This is a genomic window from Paenibacillus sp. FSL H8-0034 (genome assembly GCF_038000305.1).
Taxonomy (GTDB): domain Bacteria; phylum Bacillota; class Bacilli; order Paenibacillales; family NBRC-103111; genus Paenibacillus_S.
In genome coordinates this window covers 8,017,196-8,032,243 of record NZ_JBBOBS010000001.1, presented here as the reverse complement: position 1 = coordinate 8,032,243, position 15,048 = coordinate 8,017,196, and the positions used below count along the sequence as shown (strand labels likewise).

Sequence of the window (15,048 nt, the reverse complement as noted above, 5' to 3'; positions counted from 1 at the left end):
TTGAGTTGAGAGTTGTTGCGTACCCTTTATTTTACATGGTTTCACTCTCATGGTAAAGGCTTCATTCTGTATTTATGTTGTGTAAATCAAGGTTTTAACGTCCGCTGCGTCCACGAGGTCCACTGCCCTTGCTGCCAGGACGGGCACCTCGGCTTGCAGGTGCGGAGCCTCTAGGGGTTGGAGCTGATTGTGGATTCCGTTCCTGTCGTCCGCCGCCTGCTGCACCGGTACGATCACCGCCACGGGCGGCTGAAGCACCACGGCCTGTGCTTGCCTTGGCTCGCTGCTGAGCGTCACGCTTGCTGGTCCATTCTCCACCGTCACGAGCTGATCCCGCAGCACCACCATTACTGGCCCGACCGGCCCCTGTCCCAGCTCCATATCTGGAAGCAGATGCCCCGGCACGGCTATTCGTGGATTCACCGTTTTCACGGCTTGGCCTTTCTGAGCGGGAAGAGCCACCTGACCGATTGTGTGTGCCGTACTCGCGATCACGATTTCGATTGGGAGCACCGGGCTTGCCAAAAATCCCGCTTAAGCCTCTTTCTTCGCCGCCACCGCGCACACGCTCCGTATCACCGCTTGCTTCTCCACGCCGCGTATCGCCCCGCACGGTGCGAGCACCGCCAGCATTGGCGCGTTCATCGCCACGCGCTGCAGGTGCTGCGCCGCTGCGGTCACGCCAGCCGCCAGCGTCCACGCCACGCTGTCCGCCAGCCGCTCCTGCGCGTCCACGTCCGCCTGGCGCGTTGCCGCCAAAGCCGCTGCGGCTGCGGCGAGGCCCGTCGCTTGCGCCGGCTGCTCCGCGGCGTGCGCCGCCACGCTCACCACGTCCGCGTGCTCCATCGCGCTCCGCCCGCTCTGTGCTCATGCTCACGCGATCCTTGTCGCCGCTGCGGACAACACGGGTGCGCCCACTGGTTTGCTCTACGCTCAGCTCACCATCAGCATGCATCGTACGAATCGGAAGCTGTGCGTTGATACCCTGCTCGATTTCGACAAGCGTCTTCATATCACGCTGAGTGAGCAGTGTAACTGCCATTCCGCGCTGTCCAGCCCGTCCGGTCCGACCGATCCGGTGAATATAAGCCTCAGTGTCATGCGGCATATCGTAGTTAAATACATGGGTAATCCCTTCAACATCAAGGCCACGTGAGGCAATGTCCGTCACGACCAAAAATTGAATTTTGGCATCGCGGAATCTTTTCATGACCTGCTCGCGCTTGCCCTGGGTCAGATCGCCATGCAGCTCATCGGACACATAGCCCATTTCCTGCAAGGCCTGATTCAATTCGGCAGCCCGCAGCTTGGTACGGCAAAAGATCATAGCCAAATACGGACGCATTTCTTCCATTAAATGGACAAGAGCATCCTGCTTTCCACGGTCTGTTGTTTTGATGGCAATTTGCTCGATCTCGGTGAGCGTGATTTGTCGGGATTTGACCTTGACTTCCTGTGGTGACCTCATGTAGCCTTTGGCGAGATTGCGAATCGGTGTCGGCATCGTTGCGGAGAAGAGCAGGGTTTGTCGTTTAACCGGTGTTTGCATGATGATCTCCTCAACGTCCTTGAGAAACCCCATATGCAGCATTTGATCGGCCTCATCGAGCACCAGGGTAGACAGTTTATTCAACTGCACGGTTTCGCGTCGTATATGGTCGAGCAGTCGTCCAGGCGTCGCGATGATCAGATGGATCGTACCCGCAAGCTTTTTCAGCTGACGTTCGACATCTTGTCCACCGTAAGCGGCCAGTACATTCATGCCTTTAAGTGGAGCCCACTTTTGTACCTCAGCCGTAATTTGAATAGCCAGTTCACGAGTAGGTGTCAAAATCATCGCTTGTGTGTAGTTTTTGACAGGATCGAAATTTTCCAGAATCGGCAATACAAAAGCAAGGGTTTTACCTGTTCCGGTTTGGGCTTGAGCGATAATATCCTTGCCTGTCAATACGATCGGAATCGCTTCCTTCTGGATTGGCGTCGGCTCGGTATATCCTTGCTGTGCCAATGCTTCGGCGACTTCTTCACTAATGCCGAGTGCGGTGAACATATTGGATTTCATTGTTAGTTATCTCCTTCATCTATCGGTTCATTCCTTGATCACATCTTGCAACTGCAGGTTATACGTGCAAACAGGCTCACTATTCAAACCAATAATGTGGTGGTATTTTCAAGGCGCTTACCTTGCATTCTACAGGAATCGGTAGGAAAAAGAAACCAGCGTGTCATGTGATTCACGCCAAAAACCCCTCTCGGTTTCTTCATATATATTAATGAAGAGAAACTTTGAGGGGGGTTCGAGCTGGTTTATTGCTCAGACTGCGTCGGAATCGTAGGCAGTGTACCGAATATACGTTCAGATATAGCATCAAATTCAGGCAAATAAGGCGTCAAATCATGCCCGCTCCAAGCCTCCTGGGCTAAACGGTTTAATTCGTTGACGTAATCACGGTTGGCGGAAATATACACGTCGGACACATTAGGCTGCAAACTGCGGATTTTTTCAGCGATCTTTTGCTTGAACAAATGAGTGATCTGATCATGAAATTGGACGGTCTCATAATTATTGGAGCCGTTCGTCAGCAGATTAGGGTCCATATAGTCGTTGAACGGAGTTGAAGGATTGTACAAGCCTCTTACCGTTCCCGCATTATTGGTTTCCAGCGGACCGCTTTTTGTACCTGAAGCCGTGTTATCAATCAAGATAGCGACATATGCCGTTTTATCGGCCATCATCACAATACAGCTGTTAACACCATTCATAGCCGCGACTTTTTCACCCAGAGCCTGATTGAATTGAAGAGTGGAATGGCGATGGGAAACGATTGAATTTTGCTGTTCAGTCTGATAAGCGCGCGTTGTATCCTGTGGAGCATTTCCAGTACGACTTCCATAGTTCGAAGCACTGTTCTTGTCATAGATGCTAAAGCACCCACACAGACCCAATAAGGAACTGATACATATAAAGGTTAGGCCAAGACGCAGATTTTGCATGAAGTCCTCCTTAAGTTTATTTACGTTAAAGAGTCAAAAAGTCGACTTTTTGAACTCGCACTATGATAGTAGCATTCATCAAAGAATCAGAATTATGCGTGAAAGTTCAAAACAAAGCGATGCATAAAATAGCTTGAACAAGGGTATAAAATCAGAGAGGCTTATTTGGAAAAAACGAGTAGCGGCGCAGGTTGAGAACAATTTGTGAACTTCTCCAGATTGATTGACAAAAAAGGGGTACGAATTTATAGTTAATATGGTAAATAGGCTCATTGACAATATGTGACCTTTTGTTCGAAAAATATTTGCTTTAGAGGTGGGATTAATTAGATGAATCGATGGCAGAATCTGTGGCGTTACATCCCTCTTGTCGGGTTAATGTTGCTATTATCGGGCTGTGGGAGCGACACGCTTTCAGCGTTGAGGCCAAGAGGTCCGGTAGCTAGAGATCAGCTGTTTTTGATGGAGCTGAGTCTGGGCATCATGGTATTGGTAACCGTGATTGTATTTGCGATTTATATTTATGTGCTCGTACGCTTTCGGAAGAAAAAAGGCGATAAAGATATTATTCCGAAGCAAGTGGAAGGCAGTCACGTTCTGGAAATCATTTGGACGGTAGTGCCTATTATTTTGCTGCTCATTCTGGCTGTGCCAACCGTGAGCTACACCGTTAAGCTTGCTGAAAATCATATTGGCAACAAGGACGCGGTGCATGTTAAAGTAACGGCGCATCAATTCTGGTGGCAGTTTGAATATCCGGAGTTGGGAATTTCAACAGCCCAAGATTTGGTTATTCCAAAAGGTAAGAAAATTGCCTTTGAGATTACTTCAGCAGACGTATTGCATGCTTTCTGGGTGCCTTCACTTGCAGGTAAGCAGGATACCAACCCGGGCATGACCAACACGATGTATTTTGAGGCGGATGATGCCGCTGTCTTTATGGGTAAGTGCGCGGAGCTCTGTGGAGCGTCACATGCATTGATGGACTTCAAGGTTATATCGAAGACCGAAGCCGATTTTACCAAGTGGGTTGATAAAATGAAAGCTCCTGCGACTATTTCTGCAGATGCGCGGAATGGTGAACAGGTGTTTAAAGATAACTGTCTCGCCTGTCACGCGGTCAGTCCCGAAGGCCTTGGGATGGGACCGAATCTGAACGGTTTTGCATCACGTGAGATGATTGCAGGTGTGTTGCAGCGTAAGGACAAGGATGGTAAGGATATCAATGATGAGAAATTACATGAATGGATCAGTAATCCTCAGTCCGTAAAACCGGGTAATAAAATGCCTGCTTTTGGTCCAACGGGATCGAAACCATTGCAGGATCAGCAAATCAACGATGTTATTAAATATTTGAATGCTCTGAAATAAGGGCGATTTTGGTAAAAAGGAGGTATAATACGTTGGCAAACTCTCATCCAGTAAAGCACTACAGTGGACTTATGGATTGGTTAACTACGGTTGACCACAAAAAGATCGGTATTTTGTATTTAATCGCAGGCGGCTTCTTTTTCTTGATAGGCGGTCTGGAAGCTATCTTGATCCGGATTCAGCTCGCGTTTCCTGATCAGAAAATTTTTGTTGGCGATGCGTTTAATGCTCTGACAACAATGCATGGTACAACGATGATTTTCTTTGCCGCAATGCCGATCATATTTGCATTTATGAACGCGATTGTTCCACTCCAGATTGGAGCGCGAGATGTTGCATTCCCTTTCGTTAATGCGCTTGGCTTATGGTTATTCTTCTTTGGTGGCGTAATGCTGAACGTGAGCTGGTTTTTGGGCGGTGCTCCAACGGCTGGTTGGACAGCCTATGCTCCATTATCTGCCATTGTCGATACCACGTCCGCGTATCATGGGGTCGACTTTTATGTACTAGGTCTGCAAATCGCCGGATTGGGTACACTAATCGGGGGGATTAACTTCCTCGTTACGATTATTAACATGCGGGCACCAGGCATGACTTACATGAGAATGCCAATGTTTACATGGACGGCTTTTATTACTTCGGCTTTGATCCTGTTCGCTTTTCCGGCGATCACGGTTGGTTTGGTTGAGCTTATGTTTGACCGTATGTTTGGCGGTGCTTTCTTCGAAATTTCCAAGGGTGGGAATTCCGTGCTTTGGGAGCATTTATTCTGGATCTTTGGGCATCCCGAAGTATACATTCTGATTCTCCCTGCTTTCGGAATCATTTCCGAAATCGTCAGTACGTTTTCCAAAAAGCGTCTTTTCGGATACAGCTCCATGGTATTCGCAACAGCGTTGATCGGATTTCTAGGCTTCATGGTATGGGTCCACCATATGTTTACAACAGGTATTGGTCCAATAGGTAATGCGATTTTTGCGATTGCAACAATGGCCATTGCCGTACCTACAGGTGTTAAAATCTTTAACTGGCTGTTTACATTGTGGGGCGGTCAAATTACGTTCTCGACAGCTAATATGTTTGCAACGGCGTTTATTCCAACCTTTGTTATGGGTGGTGTAACTGGGGTTATGCTTGCAGTTCCGCCGGCAGATTACCAGTACCACGATACTTACTTTGTTGTCGCGCATTTCCATTACGTTATCGTTGGTGGTCTTGTTCTGGGATTATTTGCAGGCCTTTACTATTGGTGGCCCAAAATGTTCGGACGTATGCTTAGCGAAACGCTTGGCAAAGTTCACTTCTGGACATTCTTTATCGGGTTCCATCTGACATTCTTCCCGCAGCATTTCCTTGGGCTTATGGGGATGCCACGCCGCGTATTTACATACCAGCCAGGCGTAGGGCTTGAAGAAGGTAACTTTGTCAGTACGATTGGTGCTTTCCTGATGGGTATTGGTACTATCGTATTCCTGATCAATGCAATTGTAGCAGCAAGAAAACCAAAAAATGCACCTGCAGATCCTTGGGATGGTCGTACACTGGAGTGGTCGATTCCTTCTCCTGCACCTGAATATAACTTTAAACAAACTCCACTTGTTCGTGGTTTGGATGCATTGTGGAAAGAAAAGATGGCTGGCAACAAGGAAATGACGCCTGCCGAGCCTATTGGTTCGATTCATATGCCATCCGCATCGATCCTGCCTTTAATATTCTCAATCGGATTCTTTATTGCAGGTTTCGGTTTTATGTATCACACGTATTCAGTCGCTATTATCGGTGGAGGCATCATGCTGGCTTGTATGTTCCTTCGTTCGGTATACGATGACAAGGGCTTTCATATTGAGCCGGAAGAACTCGAAGATAAGGGGGCTAAGGCATGAGTGCGCATCATGAAGTAGGCGGTGCACTGCCACCTCACGCAGAAACCGCGACATTGGAAGGCAAGAATAAGGTCACGGGCTTCTGGCTCTTCCTTGGCGGAGAGTGCGTATTGTTCGGTACGTTGTTCGCAACGTTTATCGCATTACGTAATCAGGTTCCTGATGGTCCAACTGGACAAGAATTGTTCAATCTGACAACAGTCGGAATTTCCACATTTATTTTGTTAACGAGCTCCTTGACCAGCGTATTCGCTACAATGGCCATGCATCGTAATGATTTGAAAAAGCTGAACTTGTGGATGGCTGTTACCGTATTGCTGGGTCTGGGTTTCCTGGGTCTGGAAATTTACGAGTTCATGGAGTATGTTCATGAAGGCCATGTATTTACGAAGAGCGCATTTGCTACTTCCTTCTATACACTTGTTGGCTTCCATGGAGCACACGTAGCGTTCGGTGTTCTATGGATCACATTGTTAATTATATCTTCGTTCAAAAAAGGACTTACAGTCGTAACTGCCCCTAAATATTACGTTGCCGGACTTTATTGGCACTTTATCGACGTAGTATGGGTATTTATCTTCACCGTAGTGTACTTATTGGGGAAGGTGGGACCGTAAATGAGCAGCCAACAGCATGCAACACCAGCGGCTAAGCGCCATAAAGCGGAAAGCCCTAAGAACCATTACTTGTCTTATATTGTATCGATTCTTTTAACCATGATTGCCTTTGCCGCTGTACTTTATGGCGGATTGGATCGTTGGTTTCTCATTCTTTTCCTAACGGGTCTTGGGATCGTACAAGCGATTTTCCAATTAGCTTATTGGATGCACATGAAGGAAAGAGGCCACCTGTTTCCAATTGTAGGGATTATATTTGGATTCATCGTAGCTTTAACTGCAGTAGCGGCAGCCGTCTACTGGACTTGGTGGTAAGTAGAGGAGGCTTTTAGAAATAAAAGCCTCTTCTTTCTATTGAGCATGCACTATTTTTCACAAAGTAAGAGGCGAGAAATTAAGGTTAGTGAGAAAGGAGAATCATCATGAACATGGAAGCAATGGGTCATATGGAGCACACAACAGGAGATATTATGTCGGCGGGTTTTGCTAACCTGTGGAGCCCCGGGTTGCTCCTCATTGTTGTCATTATCGGCTGGCTGTACAGTTTGGCTGTAACTCGCTGGCGTCATCGTTTTGCGGATACAGCACCTGTGAAAAGGAGCCAGCTAATCTACTTTTATTTGGGGTTGTTGATGTATTATGTAGCAGAGGGATCGCCGCTCAGTTTGTATTCGCATCTCTACAGCTTTAGCGCTCATATGCTGCAGCAGTCGTTTCTGTATTTAGTTGTACCTCCGCTGCTGCTGTTGGGCTTGCCTGGCTGGCTGCTGCGCCCTGTATTGAAGCCGAAAGCGATGAAGGCTTTTATGCAGGCTTTTACATCACCATTGATCTCATTGTTCGTGTTTAATATGGTGTTTTCCTTTTATCATATTCCGATCATTATGGATACTTTAATGGCCAACATGCCGCTTCATGAGCTGTACAAAGCTATTTTTCTACTGGCTGCTTTTCAGCTGTGGTTCCCTGTATTTTGTCCGCTGCCTGAATATAACAGGATGTCCGAGTTGAAGAAGATGGGTTATATCTTCGTTAACGGGATCTTGCTGACACCTGCCTGCGCATTAATCATATTTGCAGGATCACCTTTATATCAAGCCTATGCTGACGTTCCTGAACAGTACTTGTTCATGTCTGTGCTTAATGATCAGCAGCTTGGCGGGGTCATTATGAAGATTGTTCAGGAAATTGTTTATGGTGTGGCGCTTGCTTATACCTTCTTCGGCTGGTACCGGAGAGAGCGCAAAATGGAAGCGGAAGAAGATCTGATGAATGAGTCTTTGATTCAGCATCCACAAGCCCAGCCTTCTGTGCAAATGAATCGAGCTTAAATTTATGATGGGTTAGGTGGGACTCGGTATGCCTATTTTACCAACGATCAGCACCAGCTTTATAGTGATCAGTGCGATCTTTGTCGCCTGTGGATGGTACCAGATTGTAAAGGGTAACCGTCAAACACATCAAAAGCTGATGGTGTGGGGTGCGGTGTTCGCACTTGCCTTTTTTATTATATATGTATCGAGAACGTTGTTCGTCGGCAATACAAGCTTTGGGGGTCCCGAGCATTTAAAGCTTCCCTACCATTTATTTTTATTTTTTCACATTACGTTGGCTACGACAGGCGGCGTATTCGGAATCGTCACCCTGCTGCTTGCGTATAAACAAAGATTTGCCAGACACCGCAAAATAGGGCGTTGGACAGCCGTAATGTGGCTTCTAACAGCACCTACAGGTGTAGCCGTATTCATTCTTCTGTATGTGATGTACCCCGGTGGAGATACCAAACCGATGATCAATGCGATCTTTGGCATATAATTAAGAAGCAGATGCTTGTCCATGAGATGGATGCATCTGCTTCTTTTTGTTACGTATTGATTATGAGTCCGGGATTCAGCTTAAAGCGCGCTTCCTCCAAATATAAACCGGTATTCCCAATGTCTATTAGCAATTGTATCAATACGGACACCACCGGATTCCTTGGAATAGGTGTGCAGGATTTTACCGTCACCCAGATAGATGCCTGAATGTGTAATACGCTGATCAGCTGTATTGCTCGGATATGCGGATTTGCTTGTTCCTTTGTAATCCATGAAGAACATCAGGTCGCCTACCTTGAGATTGTTCCAATTGGTAGTGGTTTTACCGATTTTGCGGACATAGTCACCCTGCTGTCTGGAATCGCTTGGCAGTGTGATATTGGCACCATCTTTAAAAGCCTGGCGTACAAAATCAGAGCAATCAAAGGTTTTGGTGTTGGAACGGTCGGAGCCATACTCATAAGGGGTACCTAAATAGGATTTGCCTGCATTGATAACACTAGTAATGGTGTTGCTGGTATTGCCGCCGTTATTACTTCCACTTCCGCCGCTACCACCACCACCGGATGTGGACGGTTTTATGTATTTACTGTTGGTTGATACGTAACCTGTGACTCCATTGGAATCACTGACTTTGTACCAATAGTCATTCACTTTCGACAAAATTTTAACGGTTTCTCCGGCCTTCAAAAATCTGATGCTGCTCGAATCGGTGGATGCACCCGTTCTGAAGTTCACGCTGCTCACAATGACGGCCGAGGAAGGATCACTGGTGCCACTGCCGACACTGCCACCGGAAGAGATCTCTTTTATGTATTGGCTGCTGGTTGATACATAACCGGTTTCTCCTTTGGAATCACGGATTTTGTACCAGTAGTCATTAATTTTGGATAAAATTTCAACGGTTTCTCCGGTTTTCAAAAACCCTTTACTGCTCGAATCGACGGACGCTCCAGTTCTGAAGTTAACGCTGCTGACAATGACGGCTGATGAAGCATTGGCTTGGTTGGGAACGAGCAGACCGACGCTTGTGGTGAGAGTGGTGGCTAACAGCAATGTCGCAAGATGTTTTTTCAAAATGTAATACCTCCAGTTGATGTTTTCAAACCTTATGTATATAAACATTCTCATTGCTTATAAGCAGGAGAACGAGGTTTGCCTGGGAATCGATAAAAAAAGCTGTGGTTGGTTATCGAAATTGTTGATTTGACATCTAACCCGTTTGACAGCCACAATGGGGTTAGAATCCAATCGAAAGTCCTTTATATGGGACTCCACCGCTTCATAGGGTTCGAGGCTTGTCCAAGATTTGGCGGGGTACCCATTATATCGTCGCTTGAACCAGCTAAGTTTAGTGGTAAATGTTGACATGGTTTTCATGGTATTGTGGACAGAAATAAGAATTAGGATTGTAACTGAAAAGTCAACATGATATGATAGTAAAAACAGTATTAAGAACAAGGTTCATTATTATGAACAGAAGGAGGATTTTATGGCAAATACAAGTATCATCTTACGGGTAGAGTTAGCACATGATTTGGTAACCTTTGGTGATGTGGCTACAGTTATTAGCCGTGCGGGCGGAGATGTGACCTCGATTGACGTTATCCGTGTCGGCAAGGAATCCTCGGTTAGAGATATTACGATAGATGTGCAGGATTCGGTTGAGGCTGAAGTCGTTCAAGCCATTAAGGATTTGAAAGGGATCACACTCATCAACGTGTCGGATCGTACCTTTCTTGCTCATCTGGGCGGTAAAATTTCTGTTCAACCGAATATGCCTATCAAAAATCGGGATGACTTGTCCCGCGTATATACACCAGGGGTAGCCCGTGTCTGCACCGCTATTCAAGAAAATCCACTAAAGGCTTATTCCTTAACAATCAAAAGAAATACGGTAGCTGTTATTACGGACGGCACGGCTGTTCTGGGGCTGGGTGATATTGGACCGCAGGCTGCTGCTCCGGTAATGGAAGGGAAAGCGATGCTGTTCAAGCAGCTGGCTGGTGTGGATGCGTTCCCGATCTGCTTGGACACGAAGGATACAGAGGAAATTATTCGTACTGTGAAAGTGATCAGTCCTATCTTTGGCGGTATTAATCTGGAGGATATCAGTTCGCCGCGCTGCTTCGAGATTGAATCCCGATTGGAGAAGGAACTCGATATACCGGTATTTCATGATGATCAGCATGGAACAGCTGTAGTCATGATGGCTGGGCTGATTAACGCACTGAAGGTTGTGGACAAGCCAATTGAAACCATACGTGTTGTAGTCAATGGAATTGGGGCTGCTGGTGTATCGGTTTGCAAAATGCTGCTCGCGGCAGGGGTTAAGCGCCTTGTGCCGGTTGACCGTGATGGTGCGATTGTCCGCGGTCAAACCTATGATCAACCGATGTGGCAATGGCTTGCTGAACAACCTCAGGTTGAAGATGTTGCTGGCGGCTTGGACAAGGTTATTCATGGGGCTGATGTATTCATTGGGGTGTCGCGTGCGGGACTGCTGAAGGTTGAGCATGTTCAGTCGATGGCTAATGATGCGATCGTGTTTGCTCTTGCCAATCCTCAGCCGGAAATCGATCCGGAAATTGCTCAAGCGCATGTTCGTGTGCTGGCAACAGGACGTAGTGATTATCCGAATCAGATCAACAATGTGCTGTGCTTCCCGGGACTTTTCAGAGGGGCATTGGATTGCAGAGCACGCCGTATCCATGAGGATATGAAGCTGGCTGCCGCTCGTGCGATTGCTTCGGTCGTGAGCGATGATGAGCTGAATGAGCTTTACATTATCCCAAGTATATTTAACGATCATGTGGTAGCTAATGTTCGTCATGCTGTTATCGAGGCGGCGATTCGTACGGGTGTTGCCCGTCGGATTCCACCAGATTTTCGTTAAAAGCAAATGATCCTTGATATAAGTGTTATCCTTCAACGGTAATTATGTTGAAGTAACTCTAATGTAAACCAAGCTTAAGCAGTCGGGAACCTCCGGCTGCTTTTTTCTGTTGGTTATAGATTATTCCGTCTGATTGAGCGATAAAAGAATGTTTTCAGATTTTAAATTGTGTTTAATAAATGATATTAAATGGTGATTTTAAGTGAGGTGATTTTTTATCGAATCGATTTATCATGCTGCTGGACTTGCCCTTTTGGAGCAGAGCGAGCGGCTAGCCAGTCAAATTACGGAGATGCAATATAAGCTTCAGCCCGAATTGTTGATACGTTTTGGGGAGAACGGACGTAAACAAACCATGCAGGATACCCTGTATAATCTGAAGTATCTCTCTGAAAGCGTTCAAATGAAAAGTCCATTGCTGTTTGCCAACTATATGACTTGGCTGCGGACACTGCTTGCGGGACACAAGGTGACAACTGAAGAGATAGCCGTGAACTTGAGATGCATGATGGAAGCTATTAAACAACAAATAAAGCCTGAGCTGTGCGAGCTGATTCTTCCTATAGTGGATGACGCGCTTAAGCAGGTGTCCTTACCATTGGCAGAAAGCATGAGCCTGTTGGGAACAGACCCATACTTGGTTGACGAGGCCAGGCAATATACGGAGCTGCTGCTTCGAGGAGATCGTCATACGGCAAGTGCAATGATTATGAACATTCAGCAAAGGATTTCGATCGAGGACATCTATCTGCACATATTTCAAAAATCACAATACGAGATTGGACGACTGTGGCAAACTAACCAGATCAATGTAGCACAGGAGCATTATTGTACCGCGGCGACACAAATGATCATGTCCCAGTTGTATCCGTATATATTCTCGGTAGCCCGCAATGGCAGACAAATGGTTGCAGCATGCGTAGGAGAGGAATTGCATGAGATCGGCCTGCGAATGGTCTGTGATTTTTTTGAAATGGATGGGTGGGATACATATTATCTGGGTGCCAATGTTCCGAAGCGTTCTGTCATCGACTCGATTATAGACAAGCAAGCCGATATTATGGCGATCTCTGCAACGATGAGCTTTCATGTTTATCTGGTCAAAGAGCTAATCGATGATATTCGTAACCATGAACAATCGTGTCATACGAAGATCATTGTCGGAGGGCTTCCTTTTAATATTGATCCCGAGCTATGGAAAAGCGTAGGTGCAGATGGACATGCCTATAATGCAAAAGATGCTATATCTCAGGCGCGTGAACTGATGAAAGTAACATGATCTCGAAATAGGGGGAATTATATTTAACTATTCACTACATAGGGGGATTTCGGATGGGAGAGAACCAGGTTGTTATCTCACTATTGTGCGACTCGGATGGACGGATCGTATCGATTATTCGCGATGATCTGGATATATCTTCGACCTTGGACGCCGGTAGTGGCGTATATTCAATATTTGATGAGATGAATACTGGCAAATTTCGCGAATTTCTTAAAGAGGTCAAGATCAACAAAGCTTTATTTAATTGGGAAATTAATCTAAAAATCAGAGATCGCACAGAACTGTTTTATTTTAATGGCGGCTTGTTTGAGGAAAGCATATTGGTCGTGGGCTCAAAATATAATTCTATTTATTCATATTTCTACGATGAGCTGATGAAAATCAACAATCAACAGCTGGTGGCCCTTCGGGAAACGATCAAGAAGCTGTCTCAGGAAATGCTCTTGAAGCTGGAGCAGGAGCAGCGAGCCTATGAGGAGTTTTCAGCTTTAAACAACGAACTGGTACTCGTCCAGAGACAGCTGGCCAAAAGCAACATTGAGCTTAAGCTGGCCAAGGAAAATGCAGAGCAGGCGAATCAAACCAAGAGCACCTTTCTGGCGACGATGAGCCATGAAATTAGGACGCCCATGAACGGCATTATTGCGATGGCCGAACTGCTTTCCTATTCTAATTTATCGGATGCCCATAAAAAATCGATTTCAATCATTTTGGATTCTTCTAACATGCTGCTGACGATTATTAATGATATTCTGGATCTATCCAAAATCGAGGCGGGTCAAATGCGTATTCAGGAGGTGGAGTTTGATCTACGCGAGCTGCTCGATCTGATTCTGCAATTAATGATTCCACGTTCGCAGAAGAGAGGAAACAAGCTTCAAATGCACATAGACCCACGAATAGCGCCCAGCTTAAAAGGTGACCCGGATCGAATTCGTCAAATTTTATTGAATTTGATCGGGAACGCTCTGAAATTTACGGATCAGGGTCAGATTGATGTGAGAGTGCGATTACTGTCAGCTTCCGATAAAAAGCAAAGGTTGATTTTTGAAGTTCAAGATACCGGAATCGGAATATCCGAAGAAAATCGCAGCAAGCTGTTTCAGCCTTTTTTTCAAGCTGATCAGTCTCGAACTCATAAATTCAGTTCAACCGGATTAGGCCTGTCCATATCCAAAAAATTGCTTGAGATCATGAAGGGTCGTATTGGAGTCGAGAGCACAGACGGTGTCGGTTCAACCTTCTGGTTTGAAATCGAGCTGGATATCGAAGCTAGTGTCAAATTACAGAGTGCTCCAGCACCAGAAGTTGTGACGCCGAGTCAAGACCTGTCTATTTTACTGAATAAAGATTTGAGCTTGCCGATTATGCTGGCTGAGGATAATCAAATCAATCAACAGGTTGCCCTCCTTCAGCTTAAAAAGTTGGGGCTCACCAACGTTATTACTGTTTCCAATGGAGCTGAGGCTTGCGAGGAGGTCCAGCGGCGCGACTTTTCCCTGATTTTGATGGATAATCAGATGCCCGTGATGAACGGGTTTGATGCCAGCCTGAAGATCCGGAGGTGGGAGACGGAGACTTCTGATGCCAGAAATCCAAGATTGCCGATAATCGCGATGACAGCCAATGCCATGCAGGGAGACCGGGAAAGGTGCCTTGCGGCTGGGATGGACGACTATATCACCAAGCCGGTTAATCTGGCTACCTTGAAGGAAGCACTGCTAAAATGGCTGCCTGAGTTGCCAGCATTGGAGAGTCATTCGAGTCAACAGCTGGAAGAAGAGGATAGCTTGCTGAATCTGTCTATAATTCAAGAAATTATGGATTTGAACGATGACGGAGACACTTCGATGCTGGCGGCATTGTTTCATTTGTATGGCCAGGATACACCGGATAAAATGAAGCTGCTGAAGCAATCTGTTGATGACAAGGATGCTGTTAATCTCAGAATTGTCGCTCACGATTTAAAATCAGCGAGCTTAAGCCTTGGCATGAATGCCTTATCCAGAGCTTTTGAGAAGCTGGAGACAATCGGACGATCCAATTGTGTAACAGAAGCATGCATAGGACTGATTACAGAGGTTGAACAGCTGTACGCAGACACTTGTGATGCCTTCGAGCAGCTCTTACTGGAAAATAACTGACCTATCCCAATAAAAGGGTTAATGAGCACATCAAAAGAGCAGGC

Annotated in this window: 12 protein-coding genes; 9 read left to right on the top strand and 3 right to left on the bottom strand. The window is 46.2% G+C overall.

What is annotated here, in order from left to right:
* Positions 1-94: 94 nt before the first annotated feature.
* Both NST47_RS35870 and NST47_RS35865 read right to left on the bottom strand, forming a co-directional pair.
* Positions 95-2,062, bottom strand: a complete 1,968-nt coding sequence (locus NST47_RS35870; RefSeq protein WP_341159368.1) for a DEAD/DEAH box helicase — start codon at positions 2,060-2,062, stop codon at positions 95-97.
* Positions 2,063-2,307: 245 nt separating this feature from the next.
* Positions 2,308-2,994, bottom strand: coding sequence for a hypothetical protein (locus NST47_RS35865; RefSeq protein WP_341159367.1), 687 nt, complete (start codon positions 2,992-2,994; stop codon positions 2,308-2,310).
* A gap of 330 nt (positions 2,995-3,324) precedes the next feature.
* On the opposite strand from NST47_RS35865, the gene coxB reads away from it, so the two are divergent.
* The 6 genes from coxB to NST47_RS35835 all read left to right on the top strand — a co-directional run bounded on the left by coxB (position 3,325) and on the right by NST47_RS35835 (position 8,680).
* Complete coding sequence (coxB, locus tag NST47_RS35860) at positions 3,325-4,365, top strand: cytochrome c oxidase subunit II (protein ID WP_341159366.1); 1,041 nt, start codon at positions 3,325-3,327, stop codon at positions 4,363-4,365.
* Between the two features lie 71 nt (positions 4,366-4,436).
* Entirely contained in the window at positions 4,437-6,248 is a 1,812-nt protein-coding gene (ctaD, locus tag NST47_RS35855) for a cytochrome c oxidase subunit I (RefSeq protein ID WP_341159823.1), read from the top strand.
* Entirely contained in the window at positions 6,245-6,865 is a 621-nt protein-coding gene (locus tag NST47_RS35850; RefSeq protein ID WP_076230341.1) for a cytochrome (ubi)quinol oxidase subunit III, read from the top strand. The genes ctaD and NST47_RS35850 overlap by 4 nt, the downstream gene beginning before the upstream one ends.
* A complete protein-coding gene (locus NST47_RS35845; RefSeq protein ID WP_076230340.1) occupies positions 6,866-7,180 on the top strand; it encodes a cytochrome C oxidase subunit IV family protein in 315 nt (104 codons plus the stop codon).
* A gap of 107 nt (positions 7,181-7,287) precedes the next feature.
* The gene (locus NST47_RS35840) at positions 7,288-8,196 is read left to right on the top strand and encodes a cytochrome c oxidase assembly protein (protein ID WP_341159365.1); all 909 of its coding nucleotides are present in this window, start codon (positions 7,288-7,290) and stop codon (positions 8,194-8,196) included.
* A 28-nt stretch (positions 8,197-8,224) separates the two neighbouring features.
* A complete protein-coding gene (locus NST47_RS35835) occupies positions 8,225-8,680 on the top strand; it encodes a DUF420 domain-containing protein (protein WP_341159364.1) in 456 nt (151 codons plus the stop codon).
* An 80-nt stretch (positions 8,681-8,760) separates the two neighbouring features.
* Here the strand turns inward: NST47_RS35835 and NST47_RS35830 are convergent, their stop codons facing one another.
* Positions 8,761-9,759, bottom strand: coding sequence for a C40 family peptidase (locus NST47_RS35830; protein ID WP_341159363.1), 999 nt, complete (start codon positions 9,757-9,759; stop codon positions 8,761-8,763).
* A gap of 415 nt (positions 9,760-10,174) precedes the next feature.
* Here NST47_RS35830 and NST47_RS35825 point away from each other — a divergent pair, with 415 nt between their 5' ends.
* The 3 genes from NST47_RS35825 (at position 10,175) to NST47_RS35815 (ending at position 15,004) form a co-directional block, all read left to right on the top strand.
* Positions 10,175-11,578, top strand: coding sequence for an NAD-dependent malic enzyme (locus NST47_RS35825; protein ID WP_341159362.1), 1,404 nt, complete (start codon positions 10,175-10,177; stop codon positions 11,576-11,578).
* Positions 11,579-11,870: 292 nt separating this feature from the next.
* Entirely contained in the window at positions 11,871-12,857 is a 987-nt protein-coding gene (locus NST47_RS35820) for a cobalamin-dependent protein (protein ID WP_341159361.1), read from the top strand.
* 53 nt (positions 12,858-12,910) lie between these two features.
* Positions 12,911-15,004 (top strand): ATP-binding protein, encoded by a 2,094-nt coding sequence (locus NST47_RS35815; RefSeq protein ID WP_341159360.1) that lies wholly within the window; start codon positions 12,911-12,913, stop codon positions 15,002-15,004.
* Positions 15,005-15,048 lie beyond the last annotated feature (44 nt).

Bases quoted from the DNA above. Each gene is read 5' to 3' on its own strand.
- NST47_RS35840 (WP_341159365.1), top strand. From the start codon at position 7,288: ATGAACATGGAAGCAATGGGTCATATGGAGCACACAACAGGAGATATT.
- coxB (WP_341159366.1), top strand. From the start codon at position 3,325: ATGAATCGATGGCAGAATCTGTGGCGTTACATCCCTCTTGTCGGGTTA.
- NST47_RS35845 (WP_076230340.1), top strand. From the start codon at position 6,866: ATGAGCAGCCAACAGCATGCAACACCAGCGGCTAAGCGCCATAAAGCG.
- NST47_RS35870 (WP_341159368.1), bottom strand. From the start codon at position 2,062: ATGAAATCCAATATGTTCACCGCACTCGGCATTAGTGAAGAAGTCGCC.
- NST47_RS35850 (WP_076230341.1), top strand. From the start codon at position 6,245: ATGAGTGCGCATCATGAAGTAGGCGGTGCACTGCCACCTCACGCAGAA.
- NST47_RS35820 (WP_341159361.1), top strand. From the start codon at position 11,871: ATGCAATATAAGCTTCAGCCCGAATTGTTGATACGTTTTGGGGAGAAC.
- NST47_RS35825 (WP_341159362.1), top strand. From the start codon at position 10,175: ATGGCAAATACAAGTATCATCTTACGGGTAGAGTTAGCACATGATTTG.
- ctaD (WP_341159823.1), top strand. From the start codon at position 4,437: ATGGATTGGTTAACTACGGTTGACCACAAAAAGATCGGTATTTTGTAT.
- NST47_RS35865 (WP_341159367.1), bottom strand. From the start codon at position 2,994: ATGCAAAATCTGCGTCTTGGCCTAACCTTTATATGTATCAGTTCCTTA.
- NST47_RS35835 (WP_341159364.1), top strand. From the start codon at position 8,225: ATGCCTATTTTACCAACGATCAGCACCAGCTTTATAGTGATCAGTGCG.
- NST47_RS35815 (WP_341159360.1), top strand. From the start codon at position 12,911: ATGGGAGAGAACCAGGTTGTTATCTCACTATTGTGCGACTCGGATGGA.